Raw genomic sequence first — 16,380 nt, 5'->3', positions numbered from 1 at the left:
CGCTGCCAACCGGAAAGGATGCGTATATGGATAGGCTTGCGCGGATCGCGGTTCGAGACCACCTGCTGAAGCGGCTCGCGGCCCGAACGCCGCTGATCATGGGCATCTTGAATGTGACCCCTGACTCTTTTTCCGATGGCGGCGCGCATGACACCCTGTCCGCTGCGCAAGCGCATGCCCGGCAAATGGCCGAGGACGGCGCAGACATTCTCGACATTGGCGGTGAGTCGACACGGCCCGGAGGTGATCCGGTGAGCCTCGAAGACGAATGGGCCCGCGTGCGTGAGCCCATTACACGCCTTGCCGGACCGGACGCCTTGCCGCTCTCCATCGACACCTACAAGGCCGAGATCGCCCGGCGCGCTGCCGAGGCGGGCGCGGTGCTTGTGAATGATGTCTGGGGCATGACCAAGGATGAGGGCATGGCCGGCGCCGTGGCCGAGACTGAAAGCCTTGTCTGCATCACGTACAATCGCGGCAAAACGGATGGCGACATAGACATCCGCGAGGACATGACAGCGTTCTTCGGGCGCGCCTTCGACGTGGCCGATCGTGCTGGTATTCCCCGCGCACACATCCTGCTCGATCCGGGCGTCGGCTTTTCCAAGACGTATGATCAGAATTTCGGCGTGCTCGCGCACCTGGATGTGCTCGTCGATACCCAATGTCCGGTCCTGGTCGGAGTCTCCCGGAAGTCCTTTATCGGACGCATGACGGGCAAGCCCGTGGAGGATCGTCTTGTCGGGACGCTTGCCGCCGGCCTCGACAGCGTCTACCGGGGCGCAACGATTCTTCGTGTCCATGATGTCGCCGCGCACCGCGAGGCGCTCGACATGTTTCAAGCCATTGGGAGCGCCATTTGACCGACCGCATCTTTGTCTCAAACCTTTGCCTTCATGGGTTCCATGGGGTCCACAAGGCGGAGAAATCCCTCGGACAGAAATTCTTCATCGACATCGACTGCCGCCTCGGCCAGCCGGCGACGTCAACCGACCAGATGGAAGAGACGGTCCATTATGGGGAGGTCTGTGACCTTGCCGAAGACCTGTCTGGGAAGACCGTATTCAATCTGATCGAAACCTTTGCCGAACGCATCGCCGATGCGATCCTGACCAAGTGGGACATCGTCGAAGAAGTCACCGTCACGGTGCGCAAGCCGTCGGCGCCAATTCGGCATCTGGTGGACCATGTCGGCGTCTCGATCACACGAACCCGTAATGGCTGAGGCTGCGCTCGGCCTCGGCACCAATCTGGGTGACCGCGAGGCGGCGCTGGCGCACGCGGCGGACCGGCTGGAGCAAATGCCGGGCATTGAGGTGACCGCGATCTCCGGCCTCTATGCAAGCGCGCCCTGGGGAGTGGCGGACCAGCCGGATTTCCTGAACCTCTGCCTGCTGATCGAGACCGATCTTGGGCCGCTGCAATTACTGCATGCCTGCAAGGCCGTGGAGGCCGAACTGGGGCGACAGGAACGCTTGCGCTGGGGACCGCGCGAGATGGATGTGGACGTTCTGCTGATGGCAGGCGTGGAGATGGATACCGAGACGCTGGCCATCCCGCATCCGCGCATGGCGGAGCGCCGGTTCGTGCTGGAGCCGCTGGCGGAGATTGCGTCGGACTGGGCTCTGGAAGATGGCACTGTAACAAGTAAATCGGCCGCCCTCAAAAAGAAGGCGGCCGATCAGATTTGTGTATTGGATGGGGCGGCAACGCGTCGGTTTGCGTCGCTCCGAAGCGCCTAGAGGTTCTTCACGATATCCTCGACCATCTTCTTTGCGTCTGCGAGCAGCATCATCGTGTTGTCGCGGAAGAAGAGTTCGTTCTGGATACCGGCATAGCCGGAACCCATCGAGCGTTTGATGAACAGGACCGTCCCGGCATTCTCGACGTCGAGGACTGGCATGCCATAGATCGGGCTGGTCTTGTCCGTCTTGGCGGCCGGGTTGGTGACGTCGTTGGCACCGATCACGAAGGCAACTTCGGAATTGCGGAAATCCGAGTTGATGTCTTCGAGTTCGAAGACTTCGTCATAAGGCACCTGCGCTTCGGCGAGCAGGACGTTCATGTGACCCGGCATCCGGCCCGCAACGGGGTGGATGGCGTATTTCACTTCGACGCCTTCTTCTTTTAGCTTGTCGCACATCTCTTTCAGCGCGTGCTGGGCCTGAGCGACCGCCATGCCGTAACCGGGTACGATGATAACCTTAGAAGCATTCTTCATGATGAAGGCTGCATCTTCGGCCGAGCCGCGCTTGAACGGACGATCGGCATCTGCGCCTGCGCCGCCTGCGGCGGCATCATCGCCGCCAAAGCCGCCAAGGATGACCGAGATGAAGCTGCGGTTCATGCCCTTGCACATGATGTAGGACAGGATCGCCCCGGACGACCCCACCAGCGCGCCGGTAATGATGAGCGCGAAATTGCCGAGCGTGAAACCGAGCGCCGCTGCGGCCCAGCCCGAATAGGAGTTCAGCATTGAGACCACGACTGGCATATCCGCGCCGCCGATCGGTATGATCAGCGTGATGCCGAGGATCAGGGCAAGCACTGTGACGCCCCAGAAGGCCCATTGAGCCGAACCGTCAGACTGGATCAGGATGACCATCAGAATGATGATGCCGACAGCCAGCGCGATGTTCAGCAGGTGGCGGGCCGGCAACATGATCGGCGAGCCGGACATGTTGCCATTGAGCTTGGCGAACGCGATCAGCGAGCCGGTAAAGGTCAGCGCACCGATAGCGGAGCCGAGGCCGAGTTCGATCAGCGACGCTGCCTTGATGCCTGCGATGCCGGTAATGCCGAAACTGACCGGAGAGTAGAGCGCGGCGGCCGCCACGAGCACCGCAGCGAGGCCTACAAGGCTGTGGAAGGCGGCGACGAGCTGCGGCATGTCGGTCATCGGGATCTTGCGAGCGATGATCGCGCCGATCGTGCCGCCGATGGCGACGCCGCCGAGGATCAGGCCCCAAGTCTGCAGGTCAAGCTGTGACCAGACCAGCGCCAGCGTCGTGCCGACAGCGATGGCCATGCCGATCATGCCATTGCGGTTGCCTGCGCGGCTGGTCGCCGGGCTGGAGAGACCGCGCAGGGCGAGGATGAAGAGAATACCGGCGACGAGATAAAGCATCGGCGCCCAGGTGGAGTGGAAGGAGTCCATGTCTTAGTCCCCCTTCTTTTTGTACATGGCCAGCATGCGCTGGGTGACGAGGAAACCGCCAAAGATGTTCACGCTGGCAAGGATCACGGCGATCGTGCCGAGGATCTTGGACACCCAATTGTCGGAGGTGAGGCCGACCGTGGCCGCCGCCACGAGCGCGCCGACGATGATGACGGACGAAATGGCGTTCGTCACGGCCATCAAAGGCGTGTGCAGGGCCGGGGTTACCGACCAAACGACATAGTAGCCAACAAAACAGGCCAGCGCGAAGATAGCGGCGAGGAAGACGGTCGAATCGACGCCGCCAGCATCTGCGAAGGCGGGCAGCGCGAAGCTGGCCGTGGAAAGCGTCAAGAGTGCGCGCTTCATGATTGGATCCTTTCGTTCACCGTCTCGCCATTGCGCGTGAGCAGCATGGCGGTGACGATTTCGTCATCGGTGTCGAGATTGAGGCTGCCATCCTCGGCTGTGACCAGCGGCAGGAAGGCGAGGAGGTTCTTGGCGAACAGCGATGAGGCGTCGGCAGGAAGGCGCGCGGGCAGGTTCGAAAACCCGGCCACTTTCACGCCGTTCACATCCACGATCTCATCAGGTTTGGAGAGCGGGCAGTTGCCGCCCTGGCTGACCGCCATGTCGACGATGACCGAACCTGGCTTCATGGTCTTCACCATGTCCTCGGTGACAAGGACCGGCGCGGCGCGGCCGGGAATCAGGGCGGTCGTGATGACGATGTCCTGCTTGGTGATGTGGCTGGCCGTGAGTTCTGCCTGCTTGGCCTGGTATTCCGGCGACATCTGCTTGGCATAACCGCCGGCAGTTTCAGCCGCCTTGAATTCTTCATCCTCGACCGCGATGAATTTCGCGCCGAGCGAGGCAACCTGTTCCTTCGCCGCGGGGCGCACATCGGTTGCGGTGACGACGGCGCCGAGGCGGCGCGCCGTGGCAATGGCCTGCAGGCCTGCGACCCCAACCCCCATGATAAAGACCTTGGCCGGGGCAATCGTGCCGGCAGCGGTCATCATCATCGGCATGGCGCGGCCGTAGATCTGCGCACCTTCAATGACTGAGCGATAGCCGGAAAGGTTTGATTGGGACGACAGGGCGTCCATGCTTTGTGCGCGCGTGATGCGGGGGGTGAATTCCATGGACAGGGACGCGATTTTCTTTCCGTTAAGCGGGCTTGCGTCCAGATTGCTGGGGTCCATCAACGCGATTAGCGCGACGCCGTCGGGCAGGGAGCTAACTTCGCCGTCTTCCGGTGCGCGCACCTTGAAGACAATGTCGGCCCCCTTGGTTGCCGCGGCCGCGTCTGGTGCGAGGGTAGCCCCCGCCTCAGAAAAGCTGTCGTCAGGGAACCCTGCGACAGTGCCCGCTCCGGACTCAATTGTTACCGAGTGGCCGGAGGCCACCAACTTCTTGACGGTTTCTGGTGTAGCCGCCACACGGGTCTCACCAGCTCGTCGCTCCCTCAGAACAGATATTTTCATATGGCTGGGATAGAGGAAAAATATTGCGGCGTGCAACACGAATTTTCTGTTTGGAGGGCATGAGATTGTTCAGTTTAACTAATAAGACGGCATTGATCACCGGAGCATCAAGCGGTTTGGGCCAGCATTTTGCCCATGTTCTGGCCGATGCAGGGGCCTATGTCGTGCTTGCGGCGCGCCGGCTGGACCGATTGGAAGAAGTTGCAGAAAGCATCGAAAAGCGCGGCGGAAAGGCGTTGCCTGTACAGATGGACGTGACTTCGGACGACAGTGTTACGGGGGCGTTTGCAGAGATTCGCGAAGCGCTCGGTCGTCCGTGCGATGTTCTCGTCAACAATTCCGGAATGTCGCGTGAGGGATGGTTCTGGGAAATGCCTGAAAAGGATTGGGACACTGTTATTGAGACCAATCTCACCGGTGTGTGGCGAGTCGCCAAACACGCAACCAAGGCCATGATCGATGCGGGCTCTGGCGGCTCGATCATAAATATCGCATCAATCACCGCGCTCAGGCCGTCAAACATGATCTCGGCCTATTCAGCGTCAAAAGCTGCGGTGAATCATCTGACTCGCACAATGGCACTTGAGGCATCTCGACATGGAATTCGGGTGAACGCGATTGCGCCTGGTTATTTCAAGACTGCGATCAATGATGAGTTTCTCGATTCGGAAGCGGGCCAGAGAATGGCGAAGCGGGTCCCGATGCGTCGGTTCGGAAATTATGAGGAATTGTCTGGTCCGCTCCTGCTTTTGGCGTCGGAGCAGGGCGGCTATATGACGGGATCTACACTGGTTGTGGATGGAGGGCATACGTTGACCCCGCTTTAACTCTTGAAGTTTTCGGGCCGGACGAATATAGGCGGCGCTCGCTCCCTATCGTTGGTAAATTTCGGGTAACCCCCAGAAGGCCGAGACATGCTCAAGGAAATCCTGTCTACCGGTGTCGCCGTAATGATCTCGGGAAGCATGGCATCGGCGACAACAGTGCGCAGCGATGGCGGTGAGACCGTATCGCAAGCGCGCCAATTCGGTGAGACCCGCCTAAAGACCTTTATCGTTCTGGATGATCGCGGTTCTGATGGCACATTGCGCTGCTCGAATGGCTATGAAGCGCCAGACGGCGGCGTTTTCTTCGGACCGGTCCCGCTCTGACCTCAGTCCATCCAATTTTGTTAGCTATCGGTTAGGTCTCATCTGGCACACTCTCTGGCAGATACCGGAGAATTCAGATGGCCCTTCCGAAAAGCAAGCCGGCGATTCCAGACGAATCAAGCGCCCAGGAAGCCGCGAAATCCAAAGATATGGCGCAAGCGAACATGCAATCCGCCAGCCTGTCCGAGCCGCGTTATCCCGCCGCGCCATCCCCCGCGCGGCGACTGCAGAGCCTCCTCGAAGCCGAGATGCGTGGGACACGTGCACCATCGGTCAAGCGGTCCATGGCTACAATGCTCGTTTTGTCACTTGCGTGCAGCGTTGGTGCGTTAAGCTTGTACAGCCTTGGCTGGATTTAGACTTACGGCCATTTTATTGCTCTGAGTTAACGCGATCTAAGTTCAAGTCTGCTTAGAACCCCACATAGGTGGCCTTTCACGGCCCCATGTTGAATTCCAAGGAGCTTCCTGTTCATGCGCGTTAGAAAAGCTGTTCTTCCTGTGGCCGGATTTGGCACGCGAGTCCTGCCCGCGACGAAGGCTATCCCGAAGGAGATGCTGCCAGTCGTCGACCGGCCGGCTATCCAATATGTCGTTGATGAAGCGCTGGAAGCCGGGATTGAGCACATCGTTTTCGTGACCGGGCGCAACAAAGGCTCGATCGAAGACTATTTCGACATCCCTTACGAGCTTGAAGTCGCGCTGGAGGCCAAGGGCAAGAAGGCCATTCTGGAACAGGTCAGGCAGACCACTCTTCCAGCGGGCTCCGCCAGCTTTGTGCGCCAGCAATCGCCTTTGGGGCTTGGCCATGCTGTTTGGTGTGCGCGAGATATTGTCGGCAACGAGCCGTTCGCCGTGTTGCTGCCGGATGTTCTGGTCAAGGGCAGCCCATCCTGTCTCGCGCAGATGGTGGAAGCCTATGACAAGGTCGGTGGGAATATCGTCGCCGTGGACCAGGTGCCGATGGATCGGGTGTCATCTTATGGCGTCATTGCGCCGAAAGGGAATGATCGCGACGGACGCCTGATTGAGATGACGGGCATGGTTGAGAAACCACCTGTCGCCGACGCGCCATCTAACCTCAAGATCACGGGTCGCTATATTCTCCAGCCCGAAGTGTTCGGCCTGCTCGAAAGCCAGGGCAAGGGCGCTGGCGGCGAGATCCAGCTGACGGACGCCATGGCTCGCCTGATGGAAGTCCAGTCCTTCTATGCCTACGAGTATGAAGGGCAGGATTATGATTGCGGTTCGAAGCTTGGCTATTTCGAAGCGGTACTGGGTTATGCGCTTGCCAATGACGAGATAGGCGAAGACGCCAAGGCACTCGCCAGGGCGATGCTCGACAAACTCTAGTCGATCCTATTGCATTGCAGGGCATGCCGGTTCGGGTTAGGCCACCGGCATGACTACTGCTGACACGCTACCATCTTTCGAGGATGTACTTGCTGCCGCTGACCGTGTGCGGGGCGTTGTGCGTGAGACACCGATTTTGACGCATGAGGCGCTGGACGCCCTTGCTGGCGGATCACTGTTTATCAAGGCTGAGTGCCTGCAGGTGACTGGTAGCTTCAAGATACGCGGCGCTATGAATCGTCTGTCACAAGTCCCGGCGGCGCAACGCGCAGCGGGCGTGGTGGCTTTTTCCTCTGGCAACCATGCACAGGGCGTTGCACGGGCCGCGCGTTTGCTGGGTATGCCCGCGATAATTGTGATGCCATCCGATGCGCCCCGTATAAAAGTGGCAGGCGTCGAGGCAGATGGCGGCGTGGTTCACTTCTATGACCGGGAGACCGAAAGCCGCGAGGAGATCGCGACCCGGATCGCCGAAGACCGCGGCGCGGTCGTTGTGCCGAGTTTTGACGACAGAGACATCGTGGCCGGGCAAGGCACCGCCGGGCTCGAATTTGCGCACCAGATGGAAGCATTAGGTTCGCCATTGGACCATCTGATCTGTTGTGCTGGTGGTGGCGGGCTGATCACGGGCGTGGCGATCGCGATGGCCGAACTATCGAAGCAAACAAGAATTTGGACGGCCGAACCTGAAGGGCATGATGATTGGGCGCGGTCGCTAGCAGCAGGCGAGCGGCACAGCAATCCGCCTGGGACGCGGTCGATCTGTGATGCCATTCTGACGCCCATGCCCGGCCAGATCACTTTTGCCCTCGGCAAGCGGTTGCTGAGCGGTGGGCTGGTCGTTTCGGATGATGAGGTGCGCGAGGCGATGCGCTTGGCCTTCCGTTACTTGAAGGTCGTGGCCGAGCCGGGCGGGGCAGCAGCGCTGGCGGCCGCAGTGAAGGGCTTGCCATCCGAGATGCACGGACAGCGGGTCGGCGTGCTTATCACGGGCGGGAACGTCGACGCAGACATGTTCTCCACTGTCTTGAGAGGCTAAATCGGCCTAGCAGATTAACATGCGTGTGCTGAATTTTAAGAACTGGCCGCGAAACAGTTGCGGCATGGTTAATGCGCGGTTCTGTTCGTGATTTAGATTTCCCTACAAGTCTTCAAGAGACCTTATCGCCTGAAGATTAATCATGAATGCTGATGATTGCGCATTTTGCGCGGGAGAGGGCATTCAGAATGAAACTCGCACCCCTGATCAGTCTTGGTCTCTCTGCGATACTGGGCATCGCAGCAGTGTTTCTTGGCCGCTATTACATGACGTCGAATTCCAATGACGCGACGGCCCAGATCGCGGCACCGGCGGTCCAGATGTCGTCTGTTCTCGTTGCATCTGCAGCGATCGAAGCAGGTGAGGAGGTCTCGGTCAGCAATGTGAAAGCCATTAAGTGGCCAAGTGACTCTGTTCCCGAAGGTGTTCTGGCCTCGACGGAAGAACTGTCGGAAATCCTATATGCACGCGGCCCGATCTTGCCCGGCGAACCGATTATGCTGGAGAAGCTCGACGCGGCCGGAAACCTGCTTACCCTTGCGTCTGCCATCGAGCCCGGCATGCGTGCGGTGGCCATCACGGTACGGAGTGATACCGGAGTCGCTGGATTCGTCCTGCCCGGCGACAGGGTCGACGTGAACGAATTCATTCAGCGTGAACCTGGCCAGTCTGCAAACTCGTTTGGCAGCGATGCCGTGCGTGTCACATCGGACCTGATTGCGCGCCCTGTGCTCAAGCGTGTGAAAGTGCTGGCGGTCGATCAGACATTCGAATCGAACCTTGAGGGCGCACGTCCCTCCAGCACGGTAACTCTGGAAGTGTCGCCAGAAGGCGCACTCCGCCTGGGTGCGGTGAGTATGCAAGGCGCACTGGGACTGGCATTGATCGGACGCGAAGAGGACGCCGATGTCATCACGCTTGTGAAGGCGGAGCCCAAGAAGGCCCCTGTTCGTCGCGCGGCGCCCAAGCGCGCAACAACGGCGACCGTGCGCGTCATCAATGGGGACCGTGAAACAAGTATAACCGCGCCTGTCGCGCAGCCGAAGCCGCTGACCGAGGAGGCGAACTGATGCCTAAACTGACTTATATCCTGCTTCTTCTGGTTGTTGGCGTCGTCGCCATTGCGCCGGCGCATGCCTGGACCGAGCGCACGACCGGCCCTGACGCCAAGGTGCTCGTGCTAGAAAAGGGACGCTCGACTGTCATCGAGTCCGATCAGGGATTTTCCACGCTCGTCGTAGCCGACCCTGATATCGCCGAAGCGATGGCAACTTCCAACCGGTCTTTCTTCCTGCGTGGCAAGGTGCCCGGTTCAACGACCGTGCTCATCTACAATGCGGAAGGCGAGATCTCTGAACTGATTGATGTTGAAGTTGAGCTGAGCCTTGATGAACTGCGGGCTGATCTGGAAAATTTGCTGCCGGGCGAGCGTATTGATGTTTATCCCGTGCATGATGGCGTGTTCCTGGATGGCAAGCTGACCACGGCCGCTGCGGCGGATATGGCGGTGCAGGTGGCCGAGCGCTATGTTCCGGGTGGTGTGGCCAATGGTTTGTCTGTTGGTCAGAGTCAGCAAGTCCTGCTGGAGGTGCGGTTCCTGGAAGCCAGCCGCAGCGCGGTGAAAGAAATCGGATTTGGTAATTCCATGGATGGGCGCGACGCGGTTGCTTTCACGGAGCCATCGACCGTGTCCGGACTGGCCGCCAAGACGGTTGCCCTGTTCACCAATGTCGGTGGAGAGAATATTGATGTCGAACTGCGCGCCCTTGAAGAGAAGGGAATCGTGCGTACGCTGGCTGAGCCTAATCTGGTGGCCTTGTCAGGCGACACGGCGAGCTTCCTGGCCGGGGGCGAGTTCCCCATTCCGGTCTCAAGCGAGAATGGCCAGGTATCGGTCGAATTCAAGAAGTTTGGCGTGAGCCTCGATTTCACGCCGACCGTTTTGGGTGGCGGGCTTGTGAATTTGCGGGTGCGCCCGGAAGTTTCCCAGCTTGACAGAAACAATGGTATCCGAGCCCAAGACATCGAGATCCCAGGTATTTCCGTCCGTCGCGCCGATACAACGGTAGAGCTACATGACGGACAGGCCTTTGCCATCGCGGGCCTGTTGCAGAATGATTATTCCAATGATGTTCGGCAGACACCGTGGCTTGGAAATGTGCCGGTATTGGGCGCCTTGTTCTCTTCCAAGCGCTATCAGCGTCAGGAAAGCGAATTGGTGATCATCATCATTCCGCGTCTGGTTCAACCTACTCCGCACCCTTCCATGCTTCGGACTCCGCTCGACGCATTTGCTGAACCGACGGAAGAAGAATTCTTTCTCATGAACCAAACCACTCATGCGCCGCTGGTTGGCGAAGGAGACTGAACATGACTTTCAAGCGCCGTATTATCAGTGTCATGATGGTGAGCGTGTTCCTCGTCGGATGTGCAAGTTATGACAATCAGGACAAATTTCTGCTGGGTGAAGCCAATGCTAGCAACATACGTGAGCAATCGGTTCGTGACGTCAATCTGAGCAACTCCAAGGCCGTCGAGTCCACATCCGGCTTGCGTGCGGCCAATGCCGTAAAGGCCCTCAATGAGGGCAAGACCAAGGACTTGCGGGATTCGTCAGTTAGCGCTTCGGGAGGCAGCTGATGTCAGGCGTAGCCCGCAAACTATCTGATGGAGCCCCGCCGGCTTCCGCGCCGGCGATGATCCCAGCGATCGCCGCATTGGCGGGACCGGAGCGGCTGATGCAGCTCAAGTCTATCTGCCGGAATGTTATCGACCTCTCTTCAATGAACCCCGCGAACATCGTTGAAAAGTTCGGCGGCGCATTGATCCTGCTGGAACAGGGGCAAACAGGCGCGGAACAGGTCGTGCTGGGTCTGGCAGTTGAAAAGCCGGACAGCGCCGTCCTGATGGTATCAGATAATCTTCCGGTTCACATCGTTCGAGCACTGATGAAAATTGAAGCATCGGACATCCTGCCAGCGAGCGCTGGCGCGGATGAAATTCTGGAGTCCGTAGAACGCATTCGTGCTGCTACAGAAGCCGCGGAGAGCGGCGGTGATGGGCCGGCATCCGCCGTGTGCTGGGCGTTCCGGGGCGCTGTCGGTGGTGCGGGGGTCTCAACACTGGCTATTGAGAGCGCGTTTGCCATTTGTGAGAAAGTCGGACCCGGCAAGGTATGTCTCGTTGATCTGAATGTGTCTGACGGCATGGTCAGTTCGTTTCTGGAAGCGGCTCCGAAGCTGGACCTTGCAGCCTTGTCGGCTGCGCCGGAACGCCTTGACGCGCGCTTGCTCGCCGCTTGGTGCTGGCAACACGAGGATGGTGTTTCCACAATTTCGGCGCCGCGCAATCCGGATGCGGATGCGTTGGCCACGGAAGCGGCAATCCTGAGATTGCTGGACGTTGCCTGCGCCGAGTTTCCATTTGTTCTCGTGGACATGCCCCGCCATATGATGCCGTGGACCAAACCAATACTGGGCGCGGTTGATGAGGCCATTATCATCAGTGAGCTAACCGTGCCTAGTCTGCACGCTGCTGCGGATATGGCGCGCGAGGTTGATATGCTGCGCGGACCTGACCGCAAGGCCAAGCTCGTGCTGAACCGCATGTTCCCGAAAAAGAAGTTTCGTGCCGAGTTTGCCGTCGACAAGGCTGAGAAGGCCATCGACCGTCAGATTGATGCAACGATCACGTCGGACTGGGATGCTGCCCGCACGGCGGTAAATCTCGGAAAGCCGATTGGTGACGTGAAACCGAAAAGCGCGCTCGTCGCAGATGTCTCGACATTGGTCGACAAGATGATGCCCGACGCCGCGAGGCAGCTCGTTCAACAAGTTGCCGGTAAGAGGAAAGCGAAATGAGCCGTTTTGGATTTTCGAACGCCGCCGCCAAGCCTGAACCGGTCAACGCGCCTGAAGTAGCTGAGCCAACTGCGCCGAAGCCCGCGCCGCCCGCTCCTGCCGACACCAAGGCTTTTGACCAGCTCGATGCCAAATTGCGTATCCATGCCAAGCTGATCGACGAACTGGATCTGTCCGTTCTCGACAAGCTGGATGATGAAACCATGCGGCGCCGCGTGCGGGGGATCGTTTCGGAGATCATCAAGAAGGAAGAGATGGCGCTCTCGGCCACAGAAGAGGCAAGCTTTGCCGATGCTGTGATGGACGAGATGACAGGGCTTGGGCCCATCGAGCCGCTACTGAAGGACGACTCGATTGCCGACATCCTGATCAATGGTTTTGACCAGGTCTATGTCGAGCGGCACGGCAAGCTCCAACTGGCACCGGTCCGGTTTGCGGACAATGACCATTTGCTTCGCATTGTGCAGCGGATCGTGGCGGCTGTGGGCCGACGTGTCGATGAGAGCCAGCCCTTGGTTGATGCACGCCTTCTGGATGGCAGCCGTGTCAATGCCGCTGTCTTGCCAATCGCCATTGATGGGCCGCTTGTCTCAATCCGGAAATTCTCCAAATCGCCACTGACAATGGAGAAGCTGGTCGGCTTTGGCGCAATTCCTGAGCCGGTTGCAAAGTTCATCCTCGGGGCGGTGAAGTGCCGGGCCTCTACCGTTATCTCCGGGGGCACCGGGTCGGGGAAGACAACCCTGCTCAACGCGCTATCAGCCGCTATCAATGAAGATGAACGCCTCATCACGATTGAGGACGCTGCCGAACTCCAGTTGCAACAGCCTCATGTTGCGCGCATGGAAACCCGCCCGCCCAATATTGAAGGCAAGGGCGAGATCCGTCAGCGCGAACTGGTGAAGAACGCGCTGCGCATGCGGCCTGACCGCGTGATCCTGGGCGAGGTTCGCTCAGAAGAAGCGTTCGACATGCTGCAAGCCATGAATACGGGCCACGAAGGCTCTATGGCGACGATCCACGCTAACAATCCGCGCGATGCACTGACCCGTCTGGAGCAGATGGTGATGATGGGTGGTATGAAAATATCCGAGACGGCGATCCGTGGACAGATTGCTTCCGCCGTCAATTTTATTGTCCAGGCCACGCGCCTGTCAGATGGCTCGCGCAAAGTCGTATCAATCTCCGAAGTGACGGGCATGGAAGGCTCAGTTGTTCAATTGCAGGAAATCTTTCGCTTTGAACGCACTGGCACAACCGATGAGGGCAAGGTCGAGGGGCACTTCGCCGCGACTGGCCTACGCCCAAAATTTCTCGATGAGATGGAACGTCGCGGCGTGTCTATGCCGGAGGGCATGTTTGATCCCTCTACGCGTTTCTAGGAGGCGAGCTTCGTGTCGTGGATGCCTGACATCACCAATATCAGCCTGACAGTCCTGATTCCTGTGATCATGGCGATCGGCGCGGTTTTTCTGGCAATCCAGTCAGTCGTGGGGCTGGTGACCGAAGCCCAAACGCGACGCGTTGTGAACAAGCGCCTTCAGTTCAAGGAACGGTTTGAAACGACAAGTGAAGCCATGGTCGAACTGCGCAAGAGCCGTGGTCTCGACAAGAATGGCAATCTTGCCATGCCGCTGCGCTGGTTCAATCAGCTGGTCGTCAGGTCCGGCCTGAAGTTTCAGCCATTGCGTTGGTTCGGGATGTCGGCCGGGGCAGGCCTGGTAGCGGGGCTCGCCTATTGGCGTTTCGTTGGTGGACCCGGACCGGCCGCTGGCATCGCTGCGCTCATTCTTCTGCTCGGACCTATCATCTGGCTGAAGATGGTTGCCGGACGACGTATGAAGAAAATGTCGGAACAGTTGCCCGACGCACTTCAGATCGTTTGTCGCAGTCTGGAGGCTGGCCACCCGGTTGCGACAGCCGTGTCGCTGGTGGCCCGCGAGATGCCTGACCCGATTGGGACAGAGTTCGGCATGGCTGCGGATGAAGTGTCATACGGCATGTCGCTGACCAATGCGGTCCAGCGCATGGCCGAGCGGGCGGGCGACCCGGACGTCGAACTGTTCGTCGCCACGGTACGCCTGCAGGAAAAGACTGGTGGCAACCTTTGCGAACTCCTGAAAGCGAACACGACAACCATCCGTGAGCGCCAGACCATGCGCCTGAAAGTGAAGGCCGCTTCATCCGAGGGGCGCGCTTCTGCGATGATCCTTACATCGGCGCCCTTCATCGTGATGTCTGGCATTCATGTGCTGCGCCCGGAATTTTACGGCGAAGTGATCGATGAGCCGCTTGTGCGGGTGGTGTTCCCGATCCTGTTTGTGTGGATGGCGATTGGCAATTTCGTCATGCGCAAGATGATCAATTTCAAGATGTAGGCTCCAAGCAAACCCATGCCCTTCTCCGCATCTGCTCTTCTGCCCATCATCATGCTGGCCATTGCCGGCTTCCTCGCCGTGCCTGCGATTATGGCCTTCGTGAGAAGCTGGAAGGCCAAGGAAGATCTTGAGCGTCGGTTGGAGCGACGCGAGTCACGTCCTGCGGTACAGGACCAAAGCCGGAACGATACGCGGATAGGTCGGGCAGTTATCGGACTTGCCAATCGCGCGACTCCATCGAACGAGGACGCGGTCAGCGAGGTGCGTGCCAGATTACTTCTGGCAGGGTTCACGAACCCTTCGGCGGTGGGGCGATATTACATGGCCCGGATTGCTTGCGTGGTGCTGCCCCAGCTCGCTCTCCTCGTGGCTTTGCCGTATCTCGGCGGCTTTTCGAAGCAACATCTGATCATGGTCAGCATTGGCCTGATCATTGCGGGCTTGCTCGCGCCTGACATGCTCGTTTCGCGCCGTACCAAAGCGCGCCAGCAGCAATGCTCGGCTGGCTTTCCCGACATGATGGATCTGATGGTTGCCTGCGTAGAGGCCGGTCTCAGCCTTGATGCCTCGGTTCAGCGGGTCGGCGAAGAGCTGGAATTGCGGCATCCGATCATTGCCGGTCACATGAAAAAGTTATCGTTGGAGCTGCGCGCAGGCAAGGCGCGCAAGAATGCCTGGCGCGCTTTTGCTGACAGGATGAGCATCGAGGAAGCGAGTTCTCTGGCCACAATGCTCCGTCAGGCAGAGGAGATGGGCACCAGCCTGGGCCAGACTTTACGAGTTTTCTCGGCAGATATGCGGAAGCGTCGGATCCTGATGGCGGAGGAAAAGGCCATGGCACTGCCGGCAAAGCTGACTTTGCCATTGATTATATTCGTTTTTCCGGTCCTGCTTGGCGTTTTGATCCTGCCAGCCGTGGTAAAGGTGCAAGGCGCACTTTAGTGAATTCTCGGCTAGGCGAGTCAGCCGGTCATTGCTAACTTGCGCATCATGACAACGACCTATCTTGAATTCGAAAAGCCCATTGCGGAGCTGGACGCGAAGATCTCCGAACTGGAAGCGCTTGCTTCCAGCAAGGAAGGTCCATCGATCACCGACGAGCTGAAGAAGCTGAAGGCCAAATCGAGCAAGCAGCTGAAGGATATGTATTCCGATCTCAGCGCGTGGCGGAAGACCCTTGTGGCCCGTCATCCTGATCGGCCGCATCTGTCTGATTTCATCGAGAACATCTTCGACGATTTCGAGGAGCTCGCGGGCGACCGCGTGTTTGGGAATGATGAAGCCATTATGGGCGGACTGGCACGCTTCAAGGGGCGTCCGGTGGTCATTATCGGCCATGAGAAGGGCCGCACGATTGAGAAGCGCTTGAAGCACAATTTCGGCATGGCCCACCCTGAAGGCTATCGCAAGGCAGTGCGCTTGATGGAGATGGCCGAGAAGTTCAATTTGCCTGTCCTGAGCTTTCCGGACACGTCGGGGGCATATCCCGGCAAGGGCGGCGAAGAGCGTGGGCAGGCTGAAGCCATTGCGCGCGGCACACAGCGCGGCCTGTCACTGGGCGTGCCGTTCGTCACGCTGATCATCGGCGAGGGCATGTCGGGCGGCGCGATCGGTATCGCGGCGGCCAACAAGGTCCTGATGATGGAGCACGCCATCTATTCGGTGATCTCTCCGGAAGGCTGCGCTTCGATCCTTTATCGCGACGCTGCCAAGGCGAAGGATGCGGCTGACGCAATGAAAATCACAGCGCCGGACCTGTTGAAAACCAAAGTCATCGACGGTGTCGTCAAGGAGCCAGTCGGCGGCGCACATCGTGACCCGAAACGTGCGATGGCTGCTGCCGCAAAAGCGCTTGATGAGGCCTTGCAGGAACTGGAAGGCCTGAGCCCGTCCGAACTGCGCACCCAGCGCAAGGAGCGTTTCTACGCAATTGGCCGCGAAGGCCTGTAGAGCCGC

Annotated in this window: 19 protein-coding genes; 16 read left to right on the top strand and 3 right to left on the bottom strand. The window is 59.0% G+C overall.

What is annotated here, in order from left to right:
- The first annotated feature begins 26 nt into the window (after positions 1 to 26).
- The 3 genes from folP to folK are packed head-to-tail and all read left to right on the top strand — an operon-like array spanning position 27 to position 1,742.
- Positions 27 to 863, top strand: a complete 837-nt coding sequence (folP, locus tag L53_RS06520; protein WP_034813401.1) for a dihydropteroate synthase — start codon at positions 27 to 29, stop codon at positions 861 to 863.
- On the top strand, positions 860 to 1,225 hold the full coding sequence (gene folB, locus L53_RS06515; RefSeq protein WP_034813399.1) for a dihydroneopterin aldolase: 366 nt from the start codon (positions 860 to 862) through the stop codon (positions 1,223 to 1,225). Before folP ends, folB begins: the two co-directional genes overlap by 4 nt.
- On the top strand, positions 1,218 to 1,742 hold the full coding sequence (gene folK / locus L53_RS06510) for a 2-amino-4-hydroxy-6-hydroxymethyldihydropteridine diphosphokinase (protein ID WP_198019756.1): 525 nt from the start codon (positions 1,218 to 1,220) through the stop codon (positions 1,740 to 1,742). Before folB ends, folK begins: the two co-directional genes overlap by 8 nt.
- Here folK and L53_RS06505 read toward each other — a convergent pair.
- From L53_RS06505 to L53_RS06495, 3 genes are read right to left on the bottom strand one after another with little or no spacing between them, the layout of a single operon-like run.
- A complete protein-coding gene (locus tag L53_RS06505; RefSeq protein ID WP_034813397.1) occupies positions 1,739 to 3,157 on the bottom strand; it encodes an NAD(P)(+) transhydrogenase (Re/Si-specific) subunit beta in 1,419 nt (472 codons plus the stop codon). The genes folK and L53_RS06505 overlap by 4 nt on opposite strands.
- A 3-nt stretch (positions 3,158 to 3,160) precedes the next feature.
- Entirely contained in the window at positions 3,161 to 3,526 is a 366-nt protein-coding gene (locus L53_RS06500; protein ID WP_084333183.1) for a proton-translocating transhydrogenase family protein, read from the bottom strand.
- Positions 3,523 to 4,644, bottom strand: coding sequence for a Re/Si-specific NAD(P)(+) transhydrogenase subunit alpha (locus tag L53_RS06495; protein ID WP_034814243.1), 1,122 nt, complete (start codon positions 4,642 to 4,644; stop codon positions 3,523 to 3,525). The genes L53_RS06500 and L53_RS06495 overlap by 4 nt, the downstream gene beginning before the upstream one ends.
- Positions 4,645 to 4,703: 59 nt before the next feature.
- Here L53_RS06495 and L53_RS06490 point away from each other — a divergent pair, with 59 nt between their 5' ends.
- The 13 genes from L53_RS06490 to L53_RS06430 all read left to right on the top strand — a co-directional run bounded on the left by L53_RS06490 (position 4,704) and on the right by L53_RS06430 (position 16,374).
- Entirely contained in the window at positions 4,704 to 5,471 is a 768-nt protein-coding gene (locus tag L53_RS06490) for an SDR family NAD(P)-dependent oxidoreductase (RefSeq protein ID WP_034813394.1), read from the top strand.
- An 87-nt stretch (positions 5,472 to 5,558) separates the two neighbouring features.
- Positions 5,559 to 5,795, top strand: a complete 237-nt coding sequence (locus tag L53_RS06485; protein ID WP_034813392.1) for a hypothetical protein — start codon at positions 5,559 to 5,561, stop codon at positions 5,793 to 5,795.
- A gap of 77 nt (positions 5,796 to 5,872) precedes the next feature.
- Complete coding sequence (locus L53_RS06480) at positions 5,873 to 6,154, top strand: hypothetical protein (RefSeq protein WP_034813390.1); 282 nt, start codon at positions 5,873 to 5,875, stop codon at positions 6,152 to 6,154.
- A gap of 114 nt (positions 6,155 to 6,268) precedes the next feature.
- On the top strand, positions 6,269 to 7,147 hold the full coding sequence (gene galU, locus L53_RS06475; protein ID WP_034813389.1) for a UTP--glucose-1-phosphate uridylyltransferase GalU: 879 nt from the start codon (positions 6,269 to 6,271) through the stop codon (positions 7,145 to 7,147).
- Between the two features lie 49 nt (positions 7,148 to 7,196).
- Positions 7,197 to 8,186, top strand: a complete 990-nt coding sequence (locus tag L53_RS06470; protein ID WP_034813387.1) for a threonine/serine dehydratase — start codon at positions 7,197 to 7,199, stop codon at positions 8,184 to 8,186.
- A 188-nt stretch (positions 8,187 to 8,374) separates the two neighbouring features.
- Positions 8,375 to 9,256, top strand: coding sequence for a Flp pilus assembly protein CpaB (gene cpaB, locus L53_RS06465; protein ID WP_198019755.1), 882 nt, complete (start codon positions 8,375 to 8,377; stop codon positions 9,254 to 9,256).
- The gene (locus L53_RS06460) at positions 9,256 to 10,554 is read left to right on the top strand and encodes a type II and III secretion system protein family protein (RefSeq protein WP_051607666.1); all 1,299 of its coding nucleotides are present in this window, start codon (positions 9,256 to 9,258) and stop codon (positions 10,552 to 10,554) included. Before cpaB ends, L53_RS06460 begins: the two co-directional genes overlap by 1 nt.
- Positions 10,555 to 10,556: 2 nt before the next feature.
- Positions 10,557 to 10,826: a hypothetical protein gene (locus L53_RS06455; RefSeq protein WP_034813381.1), complete on the top strand. Its 270-nt coding sequence runs from the start codon at positions 10,557 to 10,559 to the stop codon at positions 10,824 to 10,826.
- Positions 10,826 to 12,046 (top strand): hypothetical protein, encoded by a 1,221-nt coding sequence (locus L53_RS06450; protein ID WP_034813379.1) that lies wholly within the window; start codon positions 10,826 to 10,828, stop codon positions 12,044 to 12,046. Before L53_RS06455 ends, L53_RS06450 begins: the two co-directional genes overlap by 1 nt.
- Complete coding sequence (locus L53_RS06445) at positions 12,043 to 13,428, top strand: CpaF family protein (RefSeq protein ID WP_034813376.1); 1,386 nt, start codon at positions 12,043 to 12,045, stop codon at positions 13,426 to 13,428. The genes L53_RS06450 and L53_RS06445 overlap by 4 nt, the downstream gene beginning before the upstream one ends.
- Before the next feature lie 21 nt (positions 13,429 to 13,449).
- Positions 13,450 to 14,424 (top strand): type II secretion system F family protein, encoded by a 975-nt coding sequence (locus L53_RS06440; protein ID WP_233347691.1) that lies wholly within the window; start codon positions 13,450 to 13,452, stop codon positions 14,422 to 14,424.
- 15 nt (positions 14,425 to 14,439) lie between these two features.
- Positions 14,440 to 15,366, top strand: a complete 927-nt coding sequence (locus tag L53_RS06435) for a type II secretion system F family protein (protein ID WP_051607665.1) — start codon at positions 14,440 to 14,442, stop codon at positions 15,364 to 15,366.
- Positions 15,367 to 15,414: 48 nt separating this feature from the next.
- Positions 15,415 to 16,374 carry an acetyl-CoA carboxylase carboxyltransferase subunit alpha gene (locus L53_RS06430; protein ID WP_034813374.1) on the top strand — a complete coding sequence of 320 codons (960 nt, stop codon included), beginning with the start codon at positions 15,415 to 15,417 and terminating at the stop codon, positions 16,372 to 16,374.
- The last annotated feature ends 6 nt before the right edge of the window (positions 16,375 to 16,380 follow it).

It is taken from the genome of Hyphomonas sp. L-53-1-40 (assembly GCF_000682775.1).
Lineage (GTDB): Bacteria > Pseudomonadota > Alphaproteobacteria > Caulobacterales > Hyphomonadaceae > Hyphomonas.
Note: the sequence above shows the minus strand (reverse complement) of the source record. Positions and strands in the feature narration are given on the sequence as shown.

Coding starts and splice junctions, on each gene's coding strand:
- L53_RS06490 (WP_034813394.1), top strand. CDS start 4,704: ATGAGATTGTTCAGTTTAACTAATAAGACGGCATTGATCACCGGAGCA.
- L53_RS06445 (WP_034813376.1), top strand. CDS start 12,043: ATGAGCCGTTTTGGATTTTCGAACGCCGCCGCCAAGCCTGAACCGGTC.
- folP (WP_034813401.1), top strand. CDS start 27: ATGGATAGGCTTGCGCGGATCGCGGTTCGAGACCACCTGCTGAAGCGG.
- L53_RS06485 (WP_034813392.1), top strand. CDS start 5,559: ATGCTCAAGGAAATCCTGTCTACCGGTGTCGCCGTAATGATCTCGGGA.
- L53_RS06505 (WP_034813397.1), bottom strand. CDS start 3,157: ATGGACTCCTTCCACTCCACCTGGGCGCCGATGCTTTATCTCGTCGCC.
- folK (WP_198019756.1), top strand. CDS start 1,218: ATGGCTGAGGCTGCGCTCGGCCTCGGCACCAATCTGGGTGACCGCGAG.
- L53_RS06430 (WP_034813374.1), top strand. CDS start 15,415: ATGACAACGACCTATCTTGAATTCGAAAAGCCCATTGCGGAGCTGGAC.
- L53_RS06435 (WP_051607665.1), top strand. CDS start 14,440: ATGCCCTTCTCCGCATCTGCTCTTCTGCCCATCATCATGCTGGCCATT.
- L53_RS06450 (WP_034813379.1), top strand. CDS start 10,826: ATGTCAGGCGTAGCCCGCAAACTATCTGATGGAGCCCCGCCGGCTTCC.
- galU (WP_034813389.1), top strand. CDS start 6,269: ATGCGCGTTAGAAAAGCTGTTCTTCCTGTGGCCGGATTTGGCACGCGA.
- L53_RS06470 (WP_034813387.1), top strand. CDS start 7,197: ATGACTACTGCTGACACGCTACCATCTTTCGAGGATGTACTTGCTGCC.
- L53_RS06455 (WP_034813381.1), top strand. CDS start 10,557: ATGACTTTCAAGCGCCGTATTATCAGTGTCATGATGGTGAGCGTGTTC.
- L53_RS06495 (WP_034814243.1), bottom strand. CDS start 4,644: ATGAAAATATCTGTTCTGAGGGAGCGACGAGCTGGTGAGACCCGTGTG.
- cpaB (WP_198019755.1), top strand. CDS start 8,375: ATGAAACTCGCACCCCTGATCAGTCTTGGTCTCTCTGCGATACTGGGC.
- L53_RS06500 (WP_084333183.1), bottom strand. CDS start 3,526: ATGAAGCGCGCACTCTTGACGCTTTCCACGGCCAGCTTCGCGCTGCCC.
- L53_RS06440 (WP_233347691.1), top strand. CDS start 13,450: ATGCCTGACATCACCAATATCAGCCTGACAGTCCTGATTCCTGTGATC.
- L53_RS06480 (WP_034813390.1), top strand. CDS start 5,873: ATGGCCCTTCCGAAAAGCAAGCCGGCGATTCCAGACGAATCAAGCGCC.
- L53_RS06460 (WP_051607666.1), top strand. CDS start 9,256: ATGCCTAAACTGACTTATATCCTGCTTCTTCTGGTTGTTGGCGTCGTC.